The sequence below is a fragment of the Cupriavidus basilensis genome, assembly GCF_029335485.1.
Lineage (GTDB): Bacteria > Pseudomonadota > Gammaproteobacteria > Burkholderiales > Burkholderiaceae > Cupriavidus > Cupriavidus basilensis_E.
On sequence record NZ_JARJLM010000692.1, the window covers coordinates 1 to 22,594 of the forward strand.

The 22,594-nt window shown below is 67.1% G+C and carries 20 protein-coding genes; 8 read left to right on the forward strand and 12 right to left on the reverse strand.

Going from position 1 to position 22,594, the window contains the following annotated elements:
- The 5 genes from P3W85_RS42800 to P3W85_RS42820 form a co-directional block, all read right to left on the reverse strand.
- Window positions 1–1,576: efflux RND transporter permease subunit (locus tag P3W85_RS42800; RefSeq protein ID WP_276269274.1), on the reverse strand; the 1,576-nt coding region annotated here is incomplete at its 3' end.
- Window positions 1,569–2,741 carry an efflux RND transporter periplasmic adaptor subunit gene (locus tag P3W85_RS42805; protein ID WP_035812976.1) on the reverse strand — a complete coding sequence of 391 codons (1,173 nt, stop codon included), beginning with the start codon at window positions 2,739–2,741 and terminating at the stop codon, window positions 1,569–1,571. The genes P3W85_RS42805 and P3W85_RS42800, both read right to left, overlap by 8 nt.
- A gap of 425 nt (window positions 2,742–3,166) precedes the next feature.
- Window positions 3,167–3,523 carry a hypothetical protein gene (locus tag P3W85_RS42810; protein ID WP_017227851.1) on the reverse strand — a complete coding sequence of 119 codons (357 nt, stop codon included), beginning with the start codon at window positions 3,521–3,523 and terminating at the stop codon, window positions 3,167–3,169.
- A 27-nt stretch (window positions 3,524–3,550) separates the two neighbouring features.
- A complete protein-coding gene (locus P3W85_RS42815) occupies window positions 3,551–4,252 on the reverse strand; it encodes an MgtC/SapB family protein (protein ID WP_276269285.1) in 702 nt (233 codons plus the stop codon).
- A gap of 433 nt (window positions 4,253–4,685) precedes the next feature.
- Window positions 4,686–5,900, reverse strand: coding sequence for an MFS transporter (locus tag P3W85_RS42820; protein WP_276269275.1), 1,215 nt, complete (start codon window positions 5,898–5,900; stop codon window positions 4,686–4,688).
- Between the two features lie 550 nt (window positions 5,901–6,450).
- On the opposite strand from P3W85_RS42820, the gene gnd reads away from it, so the two are divergent.
- From gnd to P3W85_RS42850, 6 genes are all read left to right on the forward strand, one after another.
- The gene (gnd, locus tag P3W85_RS42825) at window positions 6,451–7,443 is read left to right on the forward strand and encodes a phosphogluconate dehydrogenase (NAD(+)-dependent, decarboxylating) (RefSeq protein ID WP_017227854.1); all 993 of its coding nucleotides are present in this window, start codon (window positions 6,451–6,453) and stop codon (window positions 7,441–7,443) included.
- Between the two features lie 340 nt (window positions 7,444–7,783).
- Entirely contained in the window at window positions 7,784–8,746 is a 963-nt protein-coding gene (locus P3W85_RS42830) for a chemotaxis protein (protein ID WP_017227855.1), read from the forward strand.
- A 484-nt stretch (window positions 8,747–9,230) separates the two neighbouring features.
- Entirely contained in the window at window positions 9,231–10,142 is a 912-nt protein-coding gene (locus P3W85_RS42835; protein ID WP_276269276.1) for a glutamate/aspartate ABC transporter substrate-binding protein, read from the forward strand.
- 64 nt (window positions 10,143–10,206) lie between these two features.
- Complete coding sequence (locus P3W85_RS42840; protein WP_276269277.1) at window positions 10,207–11,547, forward strand: MFS transporter; 1,341 nt, start codon at window positions 10,207–10,209, stop codon at window positions 11,545–11,547.
- Window positions 11,548–11,554: 7 nt separating this feature from the next.
- Window positions 11,555–11,749 carry a hypothetical protein gene (locus tag P3W85_RS42845; protein ID WP_276269278.1) on the forward strand — a complete coding sequence of 65 codons (195 nt, stop codon included), beginning with the start codon at window positions 11,555–11,557 and terminating at the stop codon, window positions 11,747–11,749.
- Window positions 11,739–13,214 carry an amidase family protein gene (locus P3W85_RS42850; RefSeq protein ID WP_276269279.1) on the forward strand — a complete coding sequence of 492 codons (1,476 nt, stop codon included), beginning with the start codon at window positions 11,739–11,741 and terminating at the stop codon, window positions 13,212–13,214. Before P3W85_RS42845 ends, P3W85_RS42850 begins: the two co-directional genes overlap by 11 nt.
- On the opposite strand, the gene P3W85_RS42855 is transcribed toward P3W85_RS42850, so the two are convergent.
- Window positions 13,144–14,037 carry a MurR/RpiR family transcriptional regulator gene (locus tag P3W85_RS42855; protein WP_017229681.1) on the reverse strand — a complete coding sequence of 298 codons (894 nt, stop codon included), beginning with the start codon at window positions 14,035–14,037 and terminating at the stop codon, window positions 13,144–13,146. The genes P3W85_RS42850 and P3W85_RS42855 overlap by 71 nt on opposite strands.
- 263 nt (window positions 14,038–14,300) lie before the next feature.
- Here P3W85_RS42855 and P3W85_RS42860 point away from each other — a divergent pair, with 263 nt between their 5' ends.
- Window positions 14,301–15,782, forward strand: coding sequence for an N-acyl-D-amino-acid deacylase family protein (locus tag P3W85_RS42860; protein ID WP_276269280.1), 1,482 nt, complete (start codon window positions 14,301–14,303; stop codon window positions 15,780–15,782).
- Window positions 15,779–17,122, forward strand: coding sequence for an aspartate aminotransferase family protein (locus P3W85_RS42865; protein WP_017229683.1), 1,344 nt, complete (start codon window positions 15,779–15,781; stop codon window positions 17,120–17,122). Before P3W85_RS42860 ends, P3W85_RS42865 begins: the two co-directional genes overlap by 4 nt.
- A gap of 91 nt (window positions 17,123–17,213) precedes the next feature.
- Here P3W85_RS42865 and P3W85_RS42870 read toward each other — a convergent pair whose 3' ends face one another.
- The 6 genes from P3W85_RS42870 to P3W85_RS42895 all read right to left on the reverse strand — a co-directional run.
- Entirely contained in the window at window positions 17,214–17,942 is a 729-nt protein-coding gene (locus P3W85_RS42870) for an amino acid ABC transporter ATP-binding protein (protein ID WP_017229684.1), read from the reverse strand.
- Window positions 17,923–18,579, reverse strand: coding sequence for an amino acid ABC transporter permease (locus tag P3W85_RS42875; RefSeq protein ID WP_017229685.1), 657 nt, complete (start codon window positions 18,577–18,579; stop codon window positions 17,923–17,925). Before P3W85_RS42875 ends, P3W85_RS42870 begins: the two co-directional genes overlap by 20 nt.
- Window positions 18,576–19,241, reverse strand: coding sequence for an amino acid ABC transporter permease (locus tag P3W85_RS42880; protein WP_276269281.1), 666 nt, complete (start codon window positions 19,239–19,241; stop codon window positions 18,576–18,578). The genes P3W85_RS42875 and P3W85_RS42880 overlap by 4 nt, the downstream gene beginning before the upstream one ends.
- A 122-nt stretch (window positions 19,242–19,363) precedes the next feature.
- Window positions 19,364–20,146, reverse strand: coding sequence for a transporter substrate-binding domain-containing protein (locus tag P3W85_RS42885; RefSeq protein ID WP_276269282.1), 783 nt, complete (start codon window positions 20,144–20,146; stop codon window positions 19,364–19,366).
- Window positions 20,147–20,237: 91 nt separating this feature from the next.
- Window positions 20,238–20,975, reverse strand: coding sequence for a GntR family transcriptional regulator (locus P3W85_RS42890; RefSeq protein ID WP_276269283.1), 738 nt, complete (start codon window positions 20,973–20,975; stop codon window positions 20,238–20,240).
- 255 nt (window positions 20,976–21,230) lie between these two features.
- Window positions 21,231–22,594: efflux transporter outer membrane subunit (locus P3W85_RS42895; RefSeq protein ID WP_276269284.1), on the reverse strand; the 1,364-nt coding region annotated here is incomplete at its 5' end.

A 22,594-nucleotide genomic window follows, 5' to 3' on the forward strand; every position in this document is an offset into this window, starting at 1 on the left:
TGGCCACCCAGCGCATCTTGCCGATGCCGCGCTCCAGCGCCGCGCGGTAGCGTACGGTCAGCCACGCCAGCGCGGGGTTGTGGAAGATGCGGCGGGGCTTGCGCATGGCGATCCAGGCCAGCGCGGGCACCAGTGCCAGCGCCACGATCAGCGCGCCGACCAGCGCCGCGCCAACGGCGAAGGCCATGGGCGAGAACAGCTTGTACTCGATGCGTTCGAAGGAGAACAGCGGCAGATAGGCGGCAACGATCACCAGCATGCCGAAGAACATCGGCCGTGCCACCTGCAAGGTCGCCTCGATTGCATCGCGTGGCGTAAGCGCGCGGTCCTTCTCCTGTTCGCGCCGGCGCAGCATGTTCTCGACCAGTACCACCGCGCCGTCCACCAGGATGCCGAAGTCGATCGCGCCCAGGCTCAGCAGGTTGGCCGGAATGCGCAGGTGATACATGAAGATGAAGGCGATCAGCAGCGAAAGCGGAATCGTCAGCGCCACGATCAGCGCCGCGCGCGGGCTGCCGAGGAACAGCAGCAGCACCACGGCCACCAGCAGCATGCCTTCGGTGAGCGTCATGCCGACCGTGCGCATGGTGGCGTCGATCAGCGCGGTGCGGTCCAGGTAGGCCACCACCTTCACATCCTTGGGCAGCAGGTTCTCGTTGAGGTCGCGCACGGCTTCGTGCACGCCGTCCAGCGCCTCGGAGGCGTTGAAATCCTTGAGCAGCAGGGTGATGCCGGAGACCGTGTCGGGGTTGTCGTCCTTGCCTAGGATGCCGCGCCGCTCGACGTTGCCATAGCGCAGCGTACCCAGGTCCTTGACCAGTACCGGCGTGCCGTCCTTGCTGGTGACCACCACATTGCCCATGTCGTCGAGCGAACGCAGCAGGCCCACGCCGCGCACCACGTAGGATTGCTCGCCGCGGTCGATGACGCTGCCGCCGGCGTTGACGTTGTTGGCGTTTAGCGCTTCGGTCACCTGTGCCAGCGTCAGGTTGTACTGGTTCAGCCGCGTGGGATCGAGTTCCAGCATGAACTGCGTGGTGAGCCCGCCGAAGTTGGTCACGTCGACCACGCCGCGCACCTTCTTGAGGCGCGGTATGACGGTCCAGGTCTGCAGCTCCGACAGTTCGCGCAGGTCGCGCGTCGTGGACTCCAGCGTGTAGCGATAGAACTCGCCGATGGGCGAGGTGTATGGGTCCAGGCCCGGCTTGGCCTCATAGGGCAGGTCGACCTCGTTGAGGCGTTCCTGCAGGCGTTGCCGCGCCCAGTAGCCTTCCGTGCCATCCTCGAACACCACGGTGATCAGGGACAGTGCGAACAGGCTGCGGGTGCGCAGCACATGCATGCCGGGCGTGGCCAGCAGCGCGCGCTCGAGCGGGATGGTGATCTGTTGCTCGATTTCCTCCGCGCCCAGGCCGGGCACCTGGGTGACGATCTGCGACGTGACGTCGGCAATGTCCGGGTAGGCTTCGATGGGCAGTTGTTTCCAGCTGTGGGCGCCGTAAAGCGCCACCAGCGCGAACACCAGCCAGACGATCGCGCGCCGCTGGAAGCATAGGGTGACGAGACGGTCAATCATGGAGCAGCACTCCGTTCTTCACGACGATGCGGTCCCCGGCCTTGAGGCCGGCGAGGATCTCGACGCGTCCGTCGGAATGGGTCCCCGTCTTGACGATGCGCGGCTCGTAGCGGAAGGGCGCCATTTCCACCAGCACGCGCGTGTGCAGGCCGCTTTGCAGCAGCGCCGATGGCGGCACCATCAGGGCGGCATGCTTTTCGCCCGAGAAGGTGACCTTGGCGAACAGGCCGGGGCGATAGCGACCTTCCTTGTTGTCCACCGCGACCCGCACCTTCACCGTGCGCGTGTCGGGGTCGAGTATTTCGCCGATGTACCGCACCTTGCCCGTGACCGGCTGATCCGGGTAGGCATTGAGGGCGATGGCGGCGGCCTGGCCGACGAAGATCGAGGCGATGTCCTTCTCTGACACGTTGGCGGCAAGATAGACAACGGAAAGGTCCGCCACGGTCATCACCGGCGCACCGGTGTCGTTCCAGAAGCCGCCCTGGGCGCCTTCCAGTTCGATCACGCGGCCGGCCAGCGGCGAGCGCATGGTGTACTTGCGCTGCGACGGCGAGGCGCTGACGGCGCCAAGCTGCGCGAGGTGGGCGGCGGAGGTCTCGGCGTCGCTGCTGGCCTGGGCGAAAGCCATCTGCGCTTGCTCGTAATCCTTGCGGGCCACGATTTCGGATTCGTACAGGGTGCGCTGGCGGTCCAGGTTCAGGCGGGCCTCGAGCAAGGCGGCGCGCGCCTTGCCGGCTTCGCCCTGCGCCGCGCTCAGTTCGGCGGAGTCCAGCATGAAAAGGGGATCGCCCTTGCGCACGGTGTCGCCGAGCCCGGCGTACAGTTTCTCGATGCGCCCGGCCAGCGGCGGCACGATCTTGACCAGTTTGGCGGGGTCCGGCTCGATCGACCCGGGTACCTCGATGGGCCGCTCCAGCACCTGTTCGACGATCGCTTGCACCTGCAGCTTGGCGCGTAGCGGAGAGGCCTCGGGCACCGTGATGAAGTTGCCTTCGCGGACCAGTTCGGGCGTTTGCGCCGGCGCGGTGGTGGCATGGGCACCCAGCAGGCTGGGGCCGTCGCAGCCGGTGAGCGCGATGCATGCCGCGCAGGCGGCGTATAGCGCGAGCCGCGGCGGCATGCCGTGCAAGGCTCGGGGTTGGCGATGGGGGGGCATACGCATGGCGTTTCTCCTCGGTTCGGCGTTGGCGCACTGTCCCAGTGGGCCAAGACACCGCATATTGGTGGTGTGTCGCCGCCGCGATTCGCAGCGTGGCGGAACGGCAGACGACAGGAGTCGACAGGCGTGACGCATCCCCGGCGCTACGGGGTGGCAAATCCGCGCAGGTAGCCGGTGATGGGCGCAATCGCCCGTGGTGTCATTCAGGTGCAGGCAGCGCGGGAGGAGGTGACGCTCCCGCGTGAGCGCAGGCAGGGGCCTGCGCAAGGTGAAGGGCGCCTGGCGGATTCGTGCGGCCGTCGCCGCGGCTCCGGCAGGACGCTGGAAGCGGGATCAGACCAGCAGGAATGCGCCGCGCCTTCCGCGCTGCGTACTAGAAGGGTCGGGGTCCATGCTCGTACCTCATGGGTTTGGGTTGTTCGACGGGCTCAGGCTGCCGCGAGCGCGCGCTCGGGCTGCGGGACGGTCTCCCAGCGCACCGCGCGTACCAGTGGCTCCAGGCCGAGGCGCTGTACCAGCTTGACCATGCCGGGCCGCCCGCCCGGCTGGCAGTGCACCAGCACCCGCATCTCGACCAGTTCGCGGCGATCGCACTGCCGCGTGCGCAGGCGCTGCAGCGACAGGTCGCGCGCGGCGAGCTCATGGCGCAGTTGCTGCTCCAGGCGCAGGCCATAGTCGTCCTTGCACAGCAGTACCACCTGGAACAGCTGGGCGGCGGCGCCGCGCTTTTCCTGGGCAGTGCCGCGGCTACGATCCTGGGGGAGCATCCAGTTGAGGAAACGCATATTCGGCTCCTTTCTTTCTCCTGAGGGTTATTCGAGTGCGCTGGCCGGAATGGCCCAGCGCACGAGGGAAACACTCTTTTCCATGCTGATGCGGCTGACGATCTGCTCCAGCTTGCTTTCATTGCCGGGGGCGGCGAGCACGTCGGCGCGCACCTCGATCTGGCCGCCGCTGGCGGTGTCCTCGCTATGCAGCGATTGCAGCAGCAGAGCCGGCATCTCGGTGAGCGCATGCAGCAGCAGGCCGCGCACGTGGATTTCCTCATTGGTCGTGCAGACCGTGGTGATGCGGTACACCATTTCCACTTCCGCGGCGACGGCCGGGCCATGGCGGTTGATGCGCTGGCCGAGCTTGCGCAGGCCAAAGTTGACGCACAGGATGCAGGCGGTGCCGATGGCGGCCTCCAGCGCATGGCCGAGTCCGGCGAGGACACCTATCGCGGCAGAACACCACAGCGTGGCGGCGGTATTCAGGCCGCGCACGTTCAGTCCGTCGCGCATGATCACGCCGGCGCCGAGAAAGCCGATGCCGGAGACGACCTGCGCGGCGACGCGCGCATGCCCCTGCGGGTCAAACGAAAAAGCGGAGACCGAGACGAACAGCGCGGCGCCGGCTGCAACCAGCGCGTTGGTGCGCAGTCCCGCCATGCGCTGGCGCAACTGCCGTTCGGTACCGATACACGCGCCCAGCGCTAGCGCTTCCAGCAAGCGCAGGGCGAATTCGTGCCACACCATAAGAACTCCTGTAACGAGCAGGAAGAGCCGGTGAGTCTTGTGCAAGACACAGGCAGGCGCAGGCAGCGGCGTGCTGCAACGCATGCGCGGTCAGAAGAATGAAGCCGTGTTCAGGAAGAGAGGCGGGACAGGACGTCCGGCCTCGAAAGCACCGTGCCGCAAGTCGGGCACGGTCGCTGGGAATACCGTGAGCCCGATCAGGTGGGGGTGCCGATCCTGGATCGACTACTGTCGTCGGAACAAGTACTCACTGGGTAAGCCCTGAAATTAATAACCCGCGTACTGTATCGGCGAGAATGGAATGGGTCAAGCGGAAAACGCTGAATATCATTGCCCAATAGGCTTTTAATAGTAAATCTCAGAGGATCAATCGGAATTGGCCCAAATTGCATTCAGATTTTTCTGATTTTTCGTCTGAGGCGGCCGCCGTTCAGGCCGCGCGCCGCGCCCGCACCGCCAGCACCTGGCTCAAGGCCAGGCCCGCCAGCGCCGTCACGGAAGAGAACAGGAAGACCGAGCTATATCCCGCATGGCTCGCGATCACCCCGGCCAAGGGGCCGGTCAGCCCCAGCGAGAGATCGAGAAACAGCGCATAGGCGCCAAGCGCGGAACCGCGATTGCTTTGCGGCACCAGCTTGACCGCCTCCATGCCCAGCGACGGAAACACCAGGGCAAAGCCAAAGCCGGTGACCGCGGCGCCGGCCAGGGCCTGAGCCGGGCTGTCCGCGAGCCAGATCAGGGCCAGGCCGGCGGCTTCCACGGCAAACGAACACAGCGCCACCGGATACCCGCCAAAGCGGCCGATGCTGTCGGCCAGCAGCAGGCGCGCCAGCACGAAGCTGATACCCAGGCTGGTCAGCGCCAGCGCTGCATGGTCCCAGCCGTGGCTGGCGTAGTACAGCGTGACAAAGGCCGTGATGGTGCCGAAACCCACCGAGCCCAGCGCCAGGCACAGTCCGAACGGCGTCATGTGGCGGAACACGGTGCGGAACGGCATGCGCTCCCCCTTCACCGTGGGCACGGCGGCCTTGCGGCGCGCCAGCGCGAAGGCGGCGGCGGCCAGGGCCAGGGTGACGATGCCCAGCGAGGCGAAGCCCCAGCGCGCGTCGAGCAGCACGCCCAGCGGCGCGCCCAGCGCCAGCGCGCCATAGGTGGTGATGCCGTTCCAGGAGATCACCTTGCCGGTGTGGCGGGCCCCTACGTCGCCAATGCCCCAGGCGATGGTACCGGTGGTAACCAGGCTCTCGCCCGCGCCGAGCACCAGCCGCCCGGCAAACAGCCACGCCAGGCTGAGCCAGCCGGTGTGCACGAGCAGGCTGGACAGCACCGCCAGCAGGCCGCTGCCGGCGCACAGCATGAGCCCGATCGTGACCGACTTTTTCGGTCCCTGCAGGTCGCACAGGTTGCCGGCCCAGGCGCGGCTGAGCAGCGTCGCCAGGTACTGGATGCTGACCGCCAGGCCGGCCACGACGGTGCCGTAGCCCAGGTCGCCATGGACGAAGCCGGGCACCACCGCCAGCGGCAGGCCCACCGTCAGGTAGGCAATGAAGTTGAAGAAGACGATGGCGACAATGCGGCGGCCGATGCCGGCGTGCTGGTGTTCTCCGGAGTCCGGGGTGGCGAGCGTCGTACTGTTAACGGACATGGCAATGCAGGGGCGATTGGTGTTGGCGGTGAAAGCGGGGACCCGCGCTGCCGGCCCCGGCGCGCAAAGGCGGCGCGGGCGGTGCGGTCACGGGCGGGTTGCGGGGCGCAAGCCGCGCCAGGCAGGCGCTGGCCTTACTCGCGGCGCGGAGCCGACAAGGTGGCGCGCGGGCGGTGGCGTTGCATCGTGGGCAGGGACATGGTTAGGGGCGGTTGGCCGGCGCGTGTCCCCAGAAGCTGGCCGGTGATATCGGGGCCGCCCGGTCGTGTGCGATTGCGCCGGCGCTGGCTGGGTGAATTTTAAGCGGCTGTTTAGTTCATGTAAATCGGCCTGCGGGTTTTCATGGCTTGCGCAGATGGAAACTGTTGGCTAGGAGCCACCATTGGCCATGGTTGCCAGTGCCTTCTGGTGCGCTTTTTGCGCATGGCGGGCGGATTGCGCCGGGCCGTGCACGCCAGCCCCGTCAGGCGGACAATAGGCCGGACTGTAGAAGCTGCCGCGGGCAGTTCATCACGGCCTCGTCACCACCGACTCAATGAAAGGACCGATCATGCAACTCGGAATCATCGGGCTTGGGCGCATGGGCGCGAACATCGCAAGGCGGCTGCTGCGCGGGCAGCACGAAGTCGTGGTGTACAACCGCAGTGCCGAAAAGGTAAGGGCGCTGGAAACGGAAGGCGCCGAGGGCGTCGCCAGCATCGAGGCGCTGGTTGGCAAGCTGGCCAGGCCCCGCGCCGTCTGGGTGATGTTGCCGGCGGGCGATGCCACCGGGCGGATGATCGCCGCGCTGGCCGGGCTGCTGGAACCGGGGGACGTCATCATCGACGGCGGCAACACGTTCTACAAGGACGATATCCGGCGCGCGGGGGAACTGGCCGGGCGCGGGCTCCATTATGTCGATGTGGGCACGTCGGGCGGCGTATGGGGGCTGGAACGCGGCTATTGCCTGATGATCGGGGGCGATGCCGGGGTAGTCGGCCGGCTCGATCCGCTGTTCGGCACGCTGGCGCCCGGCCATGGCGACATCCCGCGCACGCCGGGACGCAGTGCGGCGGACGACCGCGCCGAGCGGGGCTATATCCACGCGGGCCCGGCCGGCGCGGGCCATTTCGTGAAGATGGTCCACAACGGCATCGAATATGGCCTGATGCAGGCCTACGCCGAGGGCTTCGACATCCTCAAGTCCAAGGCCTCGGAGAGCCTGCCCGAAGCCGAACGCTTCGAGCTAGACCTGGCCGATATCGCCGAGGTCTGGCGGCGCGGCAGCGTGGTGTCCTCGTGGCTGCTGGATCTCACCGCGCAGGCGCTCGCCGGCGACGTCGGGCTGTCGCGCTTTGCTGGCGAGGTTGCCGACAGCGGCGAGGGGCGCTGGACCATCGACGCCGCGGTCGAGCAGGCCGTTCCCGTGCCGGTACTGGCCAGTGCGCTGTTCGCGCGGTTCCGCTCACGCCAGGAACATACCTATGGCGACCGGCTGCTGTCCGCCATGCGTTATGGCTTTGGCGGGCACGTCGAGGCGCATGGCGGCGGGGAGCCGGCGTAGTGGCTGGCAGCAAGAGCCGCCCCGGCGCAGGAGCTCAATGCGCGAGTGCTGCGCGCCATGCGCGAGGAGCAGGTCCACCGCATCGCACGGACTGAGCTGACCCCGCTTGTCCCCCGCCTGCCGCATCCCGCACTTTAGTGGGGTGAGGTCCGGATTCTTGGCTTCAAGGCCCCTCCAACGCTAAATTTCCCCGCGAACCGGCCGTTAGCCGGAGCAGTGGCCCGTTATTGCAGCGTCGCCGCTCCGGGCAAGCGCCTCAGGAGCCACGCAGCGCAGGCGGACCCGGCGAAACGATCAACACCGCGCGGCGAGCCCGCGCCTTGCGGGACAAAGGAAGCGTATGAGCAGCTCGATGAGAGACATCGACGAACGGACCAACCTGACCAACAACAACCAGTTCGAGTTGCTGTTGTTCCGCCTGGGCGAGTCGGACCATTCCGCGCAGAGCGAACTGTTCGGCATCAACGTCTTCAAGGTCCGGGAGATCCTGGTGATGCCCCAGGTCACCACGGTGGTGGGAGGCGGACCGGCCATGCTGGGCATGGCGGACATCCGCGGACAGGTGATTCCCGTGATCGACTTGCCCAGGATGGTCGGCTGCACGCCGCGCAGCGGACTCAACATCCTGCTGGTGACCGAATACGCGCGCTCCACGCAGGGCTTCGCGGTGGAGGCGGTGGAGGAGATCGTACGCCTGGAGTGGAACCAGGTGGTCTCGGCCGAAACCAGCGTCAAGGGCGACATGGTGACCAGCATCGCCAAGCTCGCGAACGAGTCCGATGCGGCCAACCCGCGCCTGGTGCAGGTGCTCGATGTCGAGCAGATCCTGCGCGACGTGCTGCCGACGCGCCAGCCTGAAGTCGATCCCAAGACCGTCGGCCCGCAGCTGACGCTGCGCCCCGGCACGAAGATCCTGGCGGCCGACGATTCCGCCTTTGCCCGCAGCCTGATCGAGCAGGGCCTCAAGGCCATGGGCGTGCCGGTGCTGATGACCAAGACCGGCCAGGAAGCCTGGCAGCAACTGGGCGAGATCGCCGAGCACGCCGAAGCCAACGGCAAGACCGTGCAGGACGAGATCGCGCTGGTGCTGACCGACCTGGAGATGCCCGAGATGGACGGCTTCACGCTGACGCGCAAGATCAAGGCCGACGCCCGCTTCAAGTCGATCCCGGTGGTGATCCATTCCTCGCTGTCCGGCAGCGCCAGCGAAGACCACGTGCGCAAGGTGGGGGCCGACGCCTATGTGTCGAAGTTCCTCGCCAAGGACCTGGCAGACACCATCCGCGGCGTGCTGGCGCGCTGAGGACAGGGCGGGGGACCGCCGCCGGCCGTCCCCTGCGGTACGCCTGTTGACCAGGCCGAACGCCGCCCCGCCGCTCCGGCAGGCGCACGGTTTGTCGTGACTTCCATCTTCCATCGCCGCCTCCCCGCCGGTTCCCTCGCTGGCACGTCAGGGGATCCGGAAAGCGGCAATCGCCGCCCCAACCCGTACCCGATGCCATTCCGGCTCAGGCGTATCCCTCCCCGATTCCTCCTGCCTTGCTTGCCTTACCTGCCTTGTGACCTGGCGGCTCCCTGCCGCCGCCGTCCAGGCGGGGGGATGCCTCAAGTCGGCGCAGTACTGCACCATATGATTCTTCGGTATGGTGCATGATGAGATTGTTTCATCACATCCAGGTGAAAAAATACGAATGTTTCATGGTTAACTAGGATGGAACATATGTTGCTCAGTGGCTAATATGCAAACGCGATGGTTCATGGTGCGTTTGCCAGACAAGGAGCGATAGATGAAAGCCGTTAGAGTCACCTGCCTGGGACTGGCCATGGCCGGCACCCTGCTTGGCGCAGGCGCAGCCCGTGCCGCCGATGTGGGCGCGAGCCCGACGCTGAGCCGGATCAAGGAAGCGGGAACCATCTCGATAGGACACCGCACCTCGTCGATCCCGTTTTCCTACTACGACAGCAACCAGAAGGTGATCGGCTATTCGCAAGACATCTGCGACAAGATCATCGCGGAGGTCAGGAAGCAGACGGCGGTTGCCAGCCTGCAGGTGCGCATGATTCCCGTGACCGCGCAAAACCGGATCTCGCTGGTGCAGAACGGGACAGTGGACCTGGAGTGCGGCGTCACCACCAACCTGAAGGCGCGCCAGCAGCAGGTGGCCTTCTCCACCACGTTCTTTGTCGCCGGCACCCGCCTGCTGGTCAAGAAGGGCAGTCCGGTCCAGGACTTCCATGACCTTTCCGGCAAGGCCGTGGTGACGAACGCAGGTACGACGTCCGAACGGATCCTGCGCAAGCTCAACGACGAGAAGAAGGCAAACATCACCATCCAGAGCGCCAAGGACTACGGCGAATCGTTCCTGATCCTGCAGTCCGGCCGGGTGGCGGCTTTCATGATGGATGATGTCCTGCTCTCGGGCGCCCGGACCATGGCGCCGAATCCGGGCGAATGGACGGTGGTCGGCACGCCGCAGTCCTTCGAAGCCTACGGCTTCATGATGCGCAAGGACGATCCCGGGTTCAAGAAGCTTGTCGATGGAGTGATCACGGGCCTGATGAACAGCGGCGAGATCAAGGTCATGTACGACAAGTGGTTCAACAAGCCTGTGCCGCCAAAGAACATCAACTTCGAGTTCCCGATAAGCGCCATGGTCAAGAAGGCCTACGAACAGCCGAACGACGAGGCATTCGAGTAAGCGCGGCGATCCGCGGGGGGCGTCGGGACGCTCTCGCTATCTGGTGAGGTGTGAGGAGACCGATATGGGTGTTTTGGAAAGCACGGCTGCCGAGGGGTTGGCGGCAAGGATCCCCCTTGCCGACGCTGCGCTGGCGACATCGGCGTTTGCCAAGGTGACGCGGCGCATCGTCCCGTTCATCGTTCTTTGCTATTTCTTCAGCTACCTGGACAGGGTCAATGTCGGGTTCGCCAAGCTTCAGATGCAGCAGGCGCTGGGTCTGAGCGATGTGGTGTACGGGATCGGGGCCGGCATCTTCTTCTGGGGATACATGCTTTGCCAGGTGCCCAGCAGCCTGCTGATCTACCGCCTGGGCATGCGCAAGAGCATGGCCGCCATCATGATCGTCTGGGGCCTTGTCTCCGCCGCGACCATGTTGGTGAGCACGCCATTCGAGTTCTACGCCGCGCGCTTCCTGCTGGGCGTGACGGAAGCGGGCTTCTTTCCGGCCGCCGTGATGTACCTGAACAAGTGGTATCCGGCCGACCGCCAGTCGAAGATCATGTCGATCCTGTTCCTGTTCCTGGCCATGCCGCTGGGCATGGTCCTGGGCGGGCCGATTTCCGGCGCGTTGATGTCCGGCACGCACGACCTGCATGGGCTGCAGGGCTGGCAATGGATGTTCCTGATCGAAGCGCTGCCGGCCATCGCGCTGGGAATGCTGGTGCTCAGGATGCTGCCGGAGTCGCCGGAGTCCGCACCCTGGCTCACCAAGGCGGAAGCAGCGGCAATCAGCGGCACGTTGTCCACCGAGAATGCCAGGAAGAGCACCAGCTTCGTGGCCGCGTTGAAGTCGCCGGTCCTGTGGACCCTGATGGCGATCTGCCTGCTCTTCAATATCGGCAACTACGGCCTGGTGTTCTGGCTGCCCACCATCATTCAATCCACGGGCATGCAGTCTCCGCTGGAGATCGCGTTCCTGACCGCGATTCCCTACAGCGTTGCCTGCGTCGCGATGAACCGCAATGCTGCCCATGCCGAGCGTACCGGCGAGCGCCGGCTTCACTCCGCCATCCCGCTGTTCGTGGCGGCGGCCGCGATGTGGGCAAGCACGCTCTTTCCTCACAACACGGTCGTAGCCATGCTGTTCCTGACCATCGGCATTTCCGGCCTGATGGCGACGCTGGCCATGTTCTGGGGCTTGCCGGGCCGGGTCCTGGCGGGAACGGCGGCGGCCGGAGGCATTGCCATGATCAACAGCGCGGCAAGTCTCGCGGGGCTGATCGGCCCGGTGCTGATGGGCGGAATCAAGCAGTCCACCGGCAGCATCTCGCTGGGCGTCCTGGCGCTGGCAGGGTTGATGTTCGCTGCAGCCGTGCTGATCCTCGCGATTCCGCGCAAGCTGCTGTCAGCCCGTCCGGTGTGAGCGCGCCATGCGGGATCTGACGCAGGCGCAGGCCATGTCCGCGGTCGAGGCTGCCTTGCGCAAAGTCCACCCGCCGGTCAGCGCGGACGATGTCCAGGCCGTCGTTGCGCTGCTGGTGGGCATGGGCACCATGGCCCGGCGGCTGGAAAACGATATGCAGGACTGTGCGGCGGCCGATACGGAGCGTGGCGATGGGGCCTGATCCGCGGTCGGCATCGTGGGTGGCGGAGCGCTTGCGCGCCGGCGCGGCCAGCGCCGAGGAGATCGTGCGCCGCAGCCTGGCCAGGGCGGGGGAGGTCCGCGAACTCAATTGTCTTTCCTTGCTGCTGCAGGAAGAGGCCATTGCCCGCGCGAAGGTACTGGACCGCGAGCGCCTTGCCGGCATGCCCTTGCCGCCGCTGGCCGGCGTCCCGTTTGTGGTGAAGAACCTGCTGGACGTGGCAGGCCACCCGACGCTTGCCGGCGCCGAAGCCCGGCAAGACGAGGCCCCGGCGCGCCGTAGCGCGGCCGTGGTGCGCGCGCTGATCGCGGCGGGGGCGATCCCGGTGGCGCTGACGCAGATGGACGAGTATGCCTGCGGCGCCACGGGTGAGAACGTGATTGGCGGCCCGGTGCGCAATCCGCGGGACCCGACGCGCATCACGGGCGGATCGTCCGCCGGCACGGCGGCCGCAATCGCGGCCGGCATTGCGCCGCTGGGACTCGGCTCCGACACCAACGGCTCCATCCGTGCTCCGGCGGCATTCTGTGGCGTCTGGGGATTGCGCCCCACCACGGGCGGCGTTTCGACCCAGGGGTGCTTTCCCTACGCGCAGAGCCTGGATGCCGTCGGCCCGATGGCGTCGGACGCCGAAGGCCTTGCGTTGGCGTACCAGGCGATGCAGGCTGCCGGCCCGGCCGGCTTCGGTGGGACGCTCCTGCGCGGGAATGCCGCGCGCGGCCTGCGTGTCGGGGTTCTGGGGGCCGGCTTTGGCGACTTCGCCGAGGACGAAGCCCGCGATGCCGTGCTGAGCGTTGCCTCGGGGTTTCGCTCGGCCAGGACGATCGACCTGCCGGATGCGGATCTGGCCCGCGACGCCGCCTCGATCATCTCGGCGTTCGAGGTGGGTTACAACCATCTGCAGCGCGGTTTTGCGGTGAACCACCCGGCATATAGTGCCTTTGTGCGCCAGCGCATGCTCGCGGGGCTGGCCATTCCCGAGTCCTGGTACCAGACCGCGAAGCGTTATCAGGCCGCCTGGCGCAAGCGGATCGAGTCCCTCTTCGACGGTGTCGATCTGCTCCTGGCGTGCACCACCCCCTACGTAGCGCCGCCGATCGGCGTGGACCGGTTCGCGGGGACCGCTCGAATCTACCGGCCACGGGCGGACGCGGGGCACATGACGCGTCCCATCTCCCTGGCCGGACTGCCTGTGGTGACGGCGCCTTGCCGCAGGGACGGCATGCCCCTGGGCGTGCAGCTGATCGGCCCGCCCGGGCAGGAGGCGCGCTGCCTGGAGGCGGCCTTGTTCCTGGAGGCCGAAGGGCTGTGCGGCCGGTCGCAAACGGCGCCCCCGGTCCAGGGTCGTGGCAGATCGGGCATACCGGGCATACCGCCTAGCCATGCCTCGCCTGGACGTAAGCGCCAGTCTGGTGCAACTGGCCCTCGGCGAGTTCGAGGGCCTTGATGGCGCCCTTGCCCTTCTTTGCCAGAAGCTGCTCGACCAGTGCTTCGACCACTGCCACGCCCGCCGTGATGGAAGGGAAGAACGACGGGCTGTCGACCGAGAAGAGCAGGGTGCAGTCCGCCTCCAGCGCGATCGGCGCTACCGTGCTGTCGGTCAGGGCGACAATGCGGCAACCGGCCTGCTTCGCGGCGCTGGCTACGCGGATGATCTCCTGCGAATAGGGCGCGAAGCTCACCACCACGACGGCATCCTTGGGCGCCAGGGCCCGCAGTTCCATCTCCAGCGTTCCCGCATCGCCCCGGATCAGGTGCGCGGACGAGCGGAACAGCCGGTAGATGTATTGGAACGTGAAGGCGATCGGATAGCAGGAGCGAAAGCCTGCTATGTAGACATTGGGCGCGGCACTGAGCAGGTCTGCCGCTCGCGGCATCGATTCCGCGTTGTTGGCCCCCGTCAGGTCGAGGTTGCGGTGCTGCGTATCGAGCATTTCCGCGAGCAGCCGGCTCGAGCCGCTGTCCCGTACCAGCTTCTTCGCCCGCTTCGCATAGGGCTGGGGGCCACCGCGAAACGCCTCCACGAAGAGCTCGCGCAGCCCTTGCCAACCCTCGAAGCCGAGAAACTGCGCGAGGCGGACGAGCGTCGCAGGCTGTACCCCGGCGTCCACGGCGATCTTGCGCATGGAGAGGATGGGGATCTCCTGGGGGTGGTCGAGCAGGTAGCGCGCGCCTCCCTGGAACTGGGGGCTGAGCGCCGCGAAGTTTTCCCGCAGCAGGGCAAGGAGCTCGTCCAGGTGCTGCGGCGGCGCGGAGGATTCAATTGGCATGGCTGGTCCCGATCGGGGTGTTTGTAACGATTGTTGCATAGGTGGTCTCCGGATGCACGGGTGACGCCGCCATGGACGGTACCTCGCTTTACTGAATCAATCGTATCTCTATATAAAAATAGGAAACGTATGTTGCAAAGTGCGTTGTCCTTTCCTATACTTCTGGCTAATTGGCCAGGGTGATCCGAACGGGGAGGGCGGCACCAGGCCAGTCCTCGGCATATCGAGCCACACCAAAGGGAGCCCCGATCTTGGAAACGCCCGTGCATTCCATCCAGGCCGTCGATACGCTCTTCCGGCGGGCCACGCTGGTCGACGGTAGCGGCGCGCAGCGGCGTATCGCCGACGTTGCCGTGCTTGGAGACCGCATCGTCGCCATTGGCGATCTTGCCGGCCTGCCCGCGAAGGAGGCGATCGACGCGAACGGCCGCGTTCTCGCACCGGGCTTCATCGACGCTCACACGCACGACGACGGCTACCTGCTGGTGCATCCCGAGATGGAGCCCAAGGTGTCGCAAGGCATCACGACCGTGGTGACGGGCAATTGCGGGATCAGCGTGGCGCCGCTGGTGACGGAGGATCCGCCCCAGCCTCTCGATCTGATGGGGCCGGCGGAACTATTCCGTTTCGCTGCATTCGCCGACTGGCTCGACGCCCTGCGCGCGGCGCCGGCCAACGTCAACGTCGTACCGTTGCTGGGCCATTCGACGCTGCGCGTCAAGGTCATGCGGGACCTGGGCCGCGAAGCCACCCCCGAAGAGGTGGCCTCGATGCGCCTGGAGGTAGACCAGGCCATGCAGGCAGGCGCGTTCGGCGTGTCCACCGGCACCTTCTACCCGCCGGCGGCCGCCGCGACGGAGGCGGAGATCACCGCGGTCTGCGAGCCGGTCAGCCGGTATGGCGGCGTCTATTCCACCCATCTTCGCGATGAGACCGACGACATCGTGCCGTCGATGGAGGAGGCCCTGCGGATCGGCCAGGCACTCGGTTGCCGCATCGTCTTCTCGCATCACAAGGTGGCCGGCAAGCGCAATCACGGGCGTTCCATCGAGACGCTGGGCATCCTGGAGCGTGCCTCGAGGCTGCAGCCGCTTTGCCTGGACTGCCACCCCTATCCGGCCACCTCCACGATGCTCAGGCTGGACCGCGTGCGGCAATCCTCGCGCACCATGATTACGTGGTCCAAGGGATACCCGGAGGCAGGCGGCAGGGACTTCGACGAACTGATGCGCACCCTGGGCCTGGATGAAGACGCACTGCTGGCAAGGCTGCGCCCGGCTGCCGCGATCTATTTCATCATGGATGAAGCGGATGTGGAGCGCATCGCCAGTTTCCCGCTGACCATCTTCGGGTCGGATGGCCTGCCGTTCGACCCCAGGCCGCATCCCCGCCAATGGGGAACCTTTCCCCGCATCCTCGGGCGCCTGGTCAGGGAGGCCGGGCTGATGACGCTTGAGCAAGCCATCCACAAGATGTCCGGACTGGCTGCCGCGCAGTATGGCCTGGAAGCCCGGGGACTTGTCGCCACGGGGTATTTTGCGGACCTGGTCCTGTTCGATGCGCAGCGCGTGCGGGACACCGCGACGTTCGAGGATCCCATCCGCCTGAGCGAAGGCATCGACGGCGTCTGGGTCAACGGCAGGCGCGTGTGGGACGAGACACGCGTCCTTCCCGCCTTCCCGGGGCAGGTGCTGGAGCGCCAGGCCAAACCACCGACACATCGTTTTCAACACAGCACATCATGACCAACGTATTCCACCGCAACCCTCGCCAGACCCTCGCCGTAGCCGTCGCGGGCAAGGGCATCGAGCTGATCGACAGCAACGGCAAGCATTACATCGATGCTTCCGGCGGCGCCGCCGTGTCTTGCCTCGGCCATGGCCACCCCCGCGTGATCGAGGCGATCAAGGCGCAGCTGGATACGATCGCCTACGCGCATACGTCGTTCTTCACCACCGAGGTGTCCGAGACGCTGGCCGATACCCTGGTGCAGGCCGCGCCGGGCGACCTTGACCACGTCTACTTCGTGTCGGGCGGTTCCGAAGCGGTCGAGGCCGCGCTGAAGCTGGCGCGCCAATACTTCGTGGAGCTCGGGCAGACCGGGCGCCGGCATTTCATCGCCCGCCGCCAGAGCTACCACGGCAATACGCTCGGGGCGCTGGCCATCGGCGGCAACGCCTGGCGGCGCGAGCCGTTCCTGCCGCTGCTGGTGCCGGCGCATCACGTGTCGCCTTGCTATGCCTATCGCGACCAGGCTGCCGGCGAGACCGACGTCCAGTATGCGCAGCGCCTTGCCGACGAACTGGAGGCAAAGATACTGGAACTGGGCCCGGAAAGCGTCGCGGCCTTCGTGGCCGAGACCGTGGTTGGCGCCACCGCCGGCGCGGTGCCGCCCGTTGCGGACTATCTTAAGCGCATCCGCGCGGTCTGCGACAAGTACGGCGTATTGCTGATCCTCGACGAGGTCATGTCCGGCATGGGCCGCACCGGTTATCTCTTCGCTTGCGAGGAAGATGGCGTCGTACCGGATATCGTGACCATTGCCAAGGGCCTGGGCGCGGGCTATCAGCCGATCGGCGCGATGCTCTCCACCCGCCGCATCTACGACACCATCGTGGGCGGCAGCGGCTTTTTCCAGCATGGCCATACCTATATCGGGCATGCCACGGCCTGTGCCGCGGCGCTGGCCGTGCAGCGCACGATTGCCGAAGAGGGGCTGCTGGCCAATGTGCAGGCGCGCGGCGAACAACTACGCGCCAGGCTGCGCGAAGTGCTGGGCGAGCATCCCAACGTTGGCGACATCCGCGGGCGCGGGCTGTTTGTCGGCGTCGAGTTCGTGGCCGACCGCGCCACCAAGGCGACCCTGGACCCTGCGCTGAAGGTCCACGCCAAACTGAAATCGACCGCGATGCAGAACGGTCTTCTGGTCTACCCGATGGGTGGCACCGTCGATGGCGTGCACGGCGACCACGTGCTGTTTGCACCGCCCTTCATCTGCACGGAGCAGGATATCGACCGCATCGCCGGGCTGTTCGCCCAAACGGTGGGCACGGTGTTGCCGTCCTCCCGCAACGCCTTTGCCTGAGACAAGGCGCAAGCGCCCGCGCTGGGGATGGAAGCCAGCACGCCGGCAGTCCGGTTTCCCGCGCTGCCGGCGTGCTTCCAGCCGGGCAGCCTCAGGCCGCCATCCCCAGGAACTGCTGCAATTCAGGCGTGGCCGGGTTGGCGAAGATTTCCTCCGGCCGCCCGATCTCATGCACCCGCCCCTGGTGCATGAACACCACGCGGTTGCAGACCTCGCGCGCGAAGCGCATTTCATGCGTCACCATCAGCAGCGTCATGCCCTCGCTCGCCAGCTGGCGCACCACGCTCAGCACTTCCATCACCAGCTCCGGGTCCAGCGCCGAGGTGATCTCGTCGCACAGCAGCGCCCGCGGCTGCATGGCGAGCGCCCGCGCAATCGCCACGCGCTGCTGCTGGCCGCCGGATAGCTGGTCCGGGTAGCTGTCGAACTTCTCCGCCAGCGCCACCTTGGCCAGGCATGCCCGCGCACGCGTCAGGGCTTCGGACTCGCTGACGCCGCCGGCGACGGTCGGCGCCAGCATCACGTTGCGCCCGGCGCTCAGGTGCGGGAAGAGGTTGAACTGCTGGAAGATCATGCCGACCTTGCGCCGCAGCGCGCGCAGCTCCAGTTCGCTGGCGCCGAGCTTGGCGCCGGCCACCGTGATGTTGCCTTCATCGATGCTTTCCAGCCCGTTGATACAGCGCAGCAGCGTGCTCTTGCCCGAGCCGCTCTTGCCGATGATGGCGATCACCTCGCCGGCCTCCACCTTCAGGTCGATGCCCTTGAGCACCTGGTTGGCGCCGAAGCGCTTCTTCACGTTTTCAATGGCGATGAGCGACATTGAGTTTCCTTTCCAGATGACGGCTGTAACGGGAGAGCGGCCAGCACAGCGCGAAGTAGAGCAGCGCGACCAGCGCATAGACGGTAAAGGGGCTGAAGGTGGCGTTGGTGATCACCGTACCGGCCTTGGACAGCTCGACAAAACCGATGATCGACGCCAGCGCCGTGCCCTTGATGATCTGCACCACGAAGCCCACCGTGGGCGCAATCGCGATGCGCAGCGCTTGCGGCAGGATCACGTAGCGCATCTGCTGCAGGTGGCCCAGCGACAGGCAGCCGGCGGCTTCCCACTGCCCCTTGGGAATGGCTTGCACGCAGCCGCGCCAGATTTCCGCCAGGTAGGCGCCGGACCAGAGCGACAGCGCCAGGCCCGCGGCCAGCCAGGCCGGGATCTCCACGCCGAACAGCGCCAGCCCGAAGAAAGCAAGGAAGAGCTGCATCAGCAGCGGCGTGCCCTGGAAGACTTCGATAAAGGCCCACGCGGCACGGCGCAGCGGCGCGCGCCGGCTGATGCGCATCAGCAGCACCAGCAGCCCGGTCGCGGCGCCCCCGGCGAAGGCCACCAGCGACAGCACCACGGTCCAGCGTGCCGCCAGCAGCAGGTTGCGCAGGATGTCCCACGTTGAAAAATCGGTCATGACGCCCTCCGGAAGAGCATGCCGCCGAGACCGCGCAGCACCTGGCGCAGGCCGATGGCGAGCAGCAGGTAGATGAGCGTGGTCAGCAGGTAGACCTCGAAGGCCCGGAAATTCCGGCCCTGGACGAAGTTGGCGGCAAAGGTCAGGTCTTCGGCGGCGATCTGCGAGCAGACCGCCGACCCCAGCATGACGATCACCACCTGGCTGGACAGCGCCGGCCAGATCTTCTGCAAGGCCGGGCGCAGCACGACGTGGCGGAACACCTGGAAGGGGGCCATCGCCAGGCTTGCGCCGGCCTCCAGCTGTCCACGCGGCACGGCTGCGATGCCGGCGCGGACGATCTCGGCGCTGTAGGCGCCCAGGTTGATGACCATGGCGAGGATGGCCGCCTGCATCTCGCCAAGGTGCACCCCGGCGCTGGGCAGGCCGAAGAAGATAAAGAACAGCTGGATCAGGAAGGGGGTATTGCGGATCAGCTCCACATAGCCGCCGGCGCTGGCGGCCAGCCAGGCAGGACCCTGGGTGCGGGCCCAGGCGCAGGCAATGCCGAGGGTCACCCCCAGCACGCCGCCGATGGCGGTGAGTTCGGCCGTGACGGCGATGCCGTGGGCGAACACCCCGGCATAGTCGAAGGCCGAAAGGAAATCGAATTGATAGGACATGCGAACTCGTTGGGTGGCGGCGCCCGGGTGGGCGCGCAGGGGCGCGGGGCCGGCGCCACGGGGCGTCAATGGCTTGCCGGCTTCATGGCTTCAGTGCATGAGCGGCGCGATCCCGGGCGGCATCAAAGCGTGGCCGGTAGCGGCATGCCCAGCCATTTCACCGTGAGGGCATTGAGTTCGCCGTCCTTCTTCACTTGCGCCAGGATCGCGTTGACCCTGGCCTGCAGCTTGGGCTCGCCCTTGTTCATGCCGATAAAGCAGGGCGAGTTCTTGATCAGGAACTTGGGCTCCGGCTTCTTGGGCGGGTTCTTGGCGAGGATGGCTGCGGCTACCACATTGCCGGTCGCCACCAGTTGCACCTGGCCGGACAGGAAGGCGCTGATGGTGCCGTTGTTGTCTTCGTAGCGCTTGATGGTGGCGGTGGGCGGGGCGACCTTGCTCAGTTCCAGGTCTTCGACCGCGCCGCGCGTTACGCCCACGGTCTTGCCGGCCAGGTCGGCGGCGCTGGCCACTTTCTGGTCGGCCGGGCCGAACACGCCATTGTAGAAGGGCGCGTAGGCTTCGCTGAAGTCGATGGCTTTCTCGCGCTCGGGGTTCTTGCCCATGCTGGAGATCACCAGGTCGACCTTCTTCGTTTGCAGGTAAGGCACGCGGTTGGTGCTGGTCACCGGCACCAGTTCCAGCTTTACGCCCATTTTCCTGGCGATCAGCGCGGCGACATCGATGTCCAGCCCCTGCGGCTTCATCTCGGCGTTGACCGAGCCGAAGGGCGGGAAATCCTGCGGCACCGCGACCTTGAGCACGCCGGCCTTGACCACGTCGTCCAGCGCTTCGGCGCCGGCGGTCTGCATCGAGAAGGCGAGGGCGGCGGCGCCCAGGCCGAGGAGGAGCTTCGAGAGTGTCATGAGGAATCCTTGCAGTCTTGCCGTTGAGGTTGAGGAAGATCGGTGGGTATGCGGCCGGCTCCGGTGCCCGGTGCCCGGTGCACGGTATGGTTCAGGCGCCGCCCCCGAAGGGGCGCAGCGCCTGGCGCAGCGGGTCCGGCGGCGGCTCCGGCGCGGCGGCGCTCAGGCCGGCCTCGACATGGCGCAGATGCGCGTCCATCAGCGCGATCGCGCGCTCGGTATCGCCCTCGGCCAGCGCCGCCACGATCTGCACGTGCTCGGCGCACGATTCGTTGGCCTGGTGGCTGGACTGGTAGCGCATGGCGATCAGCGTGGTGCGCGCGGTCAGGTCGCGCAGCGTGTCGGCCAGCAGCACATTGCCCACGCATGCGCCCAGGCACACATGGAAATCGCCCAGCAGGTAGCTGCGCAGTGCCTTGTCGTCGGCGCGCAGCGCCTGCTGTTCCCGCGCCACATGTTCCTGCAGCCGGCCGATGGCCGCCGCCGAGGCCGGCGCCGCATAGCGCAGCAGGCCAAGCTCGATCGCGCGCCGCGCGGCGAACGCCTGTTGCGCCTCTTGCCGCGACGGCTCGATCACGAACCAGCCGCGCCGGGCCGAAACCGTGACGATGCCGCGCGCGGCCAGCCGGGTCAGCGCCTCGCGCACCAGCGTCCGGCTCACGCCGAACAGGCCAGCCAGCGCTTGCTCGCCCAGTCGCGTGCCGGGGGCAAGCCGCTGGGCCAGGATGGATTGCGTGACGCGCTCGGCGATCTCGGCCGAGGAGCAACCGGGCGCGGGATCGGCTGTGGCGATGGCGGCGGGGTTGCCGCGGGCGGGAAAGGTTGGCATGGCGAGTGTCATGCCAGGCTAAGACGCAAGAGGTATGCCAGCCTGATGTACAAGGCTGATGCACATAGTTTGTACGCAAATTTGGCATGCGCGGCGCCGATGCCGTGCCCCGGCGCACCAGTTTGCGCTCCGGGCCGGCCTGTGCACGGGAACGGTGCGTCGATTGGGGGCGGCGCAGCCTGGCGTGGCAGCGATGAGCAGCCTGCGGGGAGCTGGTCCCCGTGTCTCGGCCAGCCCGGGCCCGGGCGGGGCTGATTACCAGCCGCCTCCCAGTGCGCGGAACGTTGCCACCGCCGCCCGTGCATTGTCCGCATGCACACGCGCCTGCTGGTCGCGGGCGGCCAGCAGCTGGCGTTCCTCGTCGAGCACTTCGAACAGGCTGACGGCGCCGCCTTTGTAGGCATCCTCGGAGGCGCTGCGTGCCCGCACGTGCGCGTCGATCTCGGTGGCCAGTTCCCGCCCTTGGGATTCCAGTTCGGTGAGCGTGACGATGGCGTTTTCCACGTCTTCCGTGGCGCGCAGCATGGCCTTGCGGTAATTGACCAGCGCTTCGGCGTTGGCGCCCTTCGCCTGCGCCACCTCGGCGTCCACCCGGCCAAAATCGAACAGGCGCCAGCGCAGCCCGGCCACGGCCATTGGCTGGAAGGCCGCGGCGGAGAACAGCTTGCCGCTGCTCAGGCTCTCGAAACCCAGCAGGGCCGACAAGGATAGCTTGGGGTAGTACTCCGCGGTGGCCACGCCAATGCGGGCATTGCTGGCCGCCAGCCTGCGCTCCGCGGCGATCACGTCCGGGCGGCGGCGCAGCAGGTCCGCCGGCCCTTGCGCCACCGAGATGGCGGGCACGGCCAGGTGGCCCGGGGCCGGGCCAAGTTCCGCGGCATAGGTGCCCGGCTGCGCGCCCATCAAGACATCCAGACGGTTCAACTGGGTTTGCAGCTCGATCCGCAAGGGCGGAATGGTTACGCGTGCCTGGGCCACCAGGGCTTCCGCCTGCGCCACCTCGCGGCTGGACGACAGGCCGTCGTGCAGCCGCAGCCGCACCAATTCCAGCAGCCTGCCGTTGTTCGCTACCTCGTCCTGCGCGATGGCGATGCGCTGCTGCGCCCCGCGCACCCGGAAATAGGCGTCCGCCGCCTCCGCCGCCACCGAAATGCGCGTCCCCAGGTGATCGGCCCGGGCCGCCTGCGCCTCGGCGTCCGCTGCCTCGGCCCCACGCCGCAAGCCGCCGGACAAATCGATCTCCCAGCTCGCGCCGGCGCCCACGTCATAGAGCTCGGGATTGCGGTTGTAGCCCGGGAACCGGCTGGCGATCCTGCCCAGCGGGCTTTCCAGGGACTGCCGCTCCTTGACCGCCTGTGCCGAGAGGCTTGCCTGGGGCAGCAGCTGCGCGCCGGCTTCCGCTGCGGCGGCGCGGGCTTGCTGCACCCGGGCGAAGGCGGCGGCGAGGTCCAGGTTCTGGTCCAGCGCGCGCTGGACGATGCGCGTCAGCACGGGATCGTCGAACCCTGTCCACCAGGTATCCAGCGGCGGCGCAGGCGTTTGCGCCTGGCGCGCCGCCAGGGCGCCGGCATGTGGGTAGCCGGCGGGCGCGTCGGCTGCCGGGGCATGGTAGTCGGGGC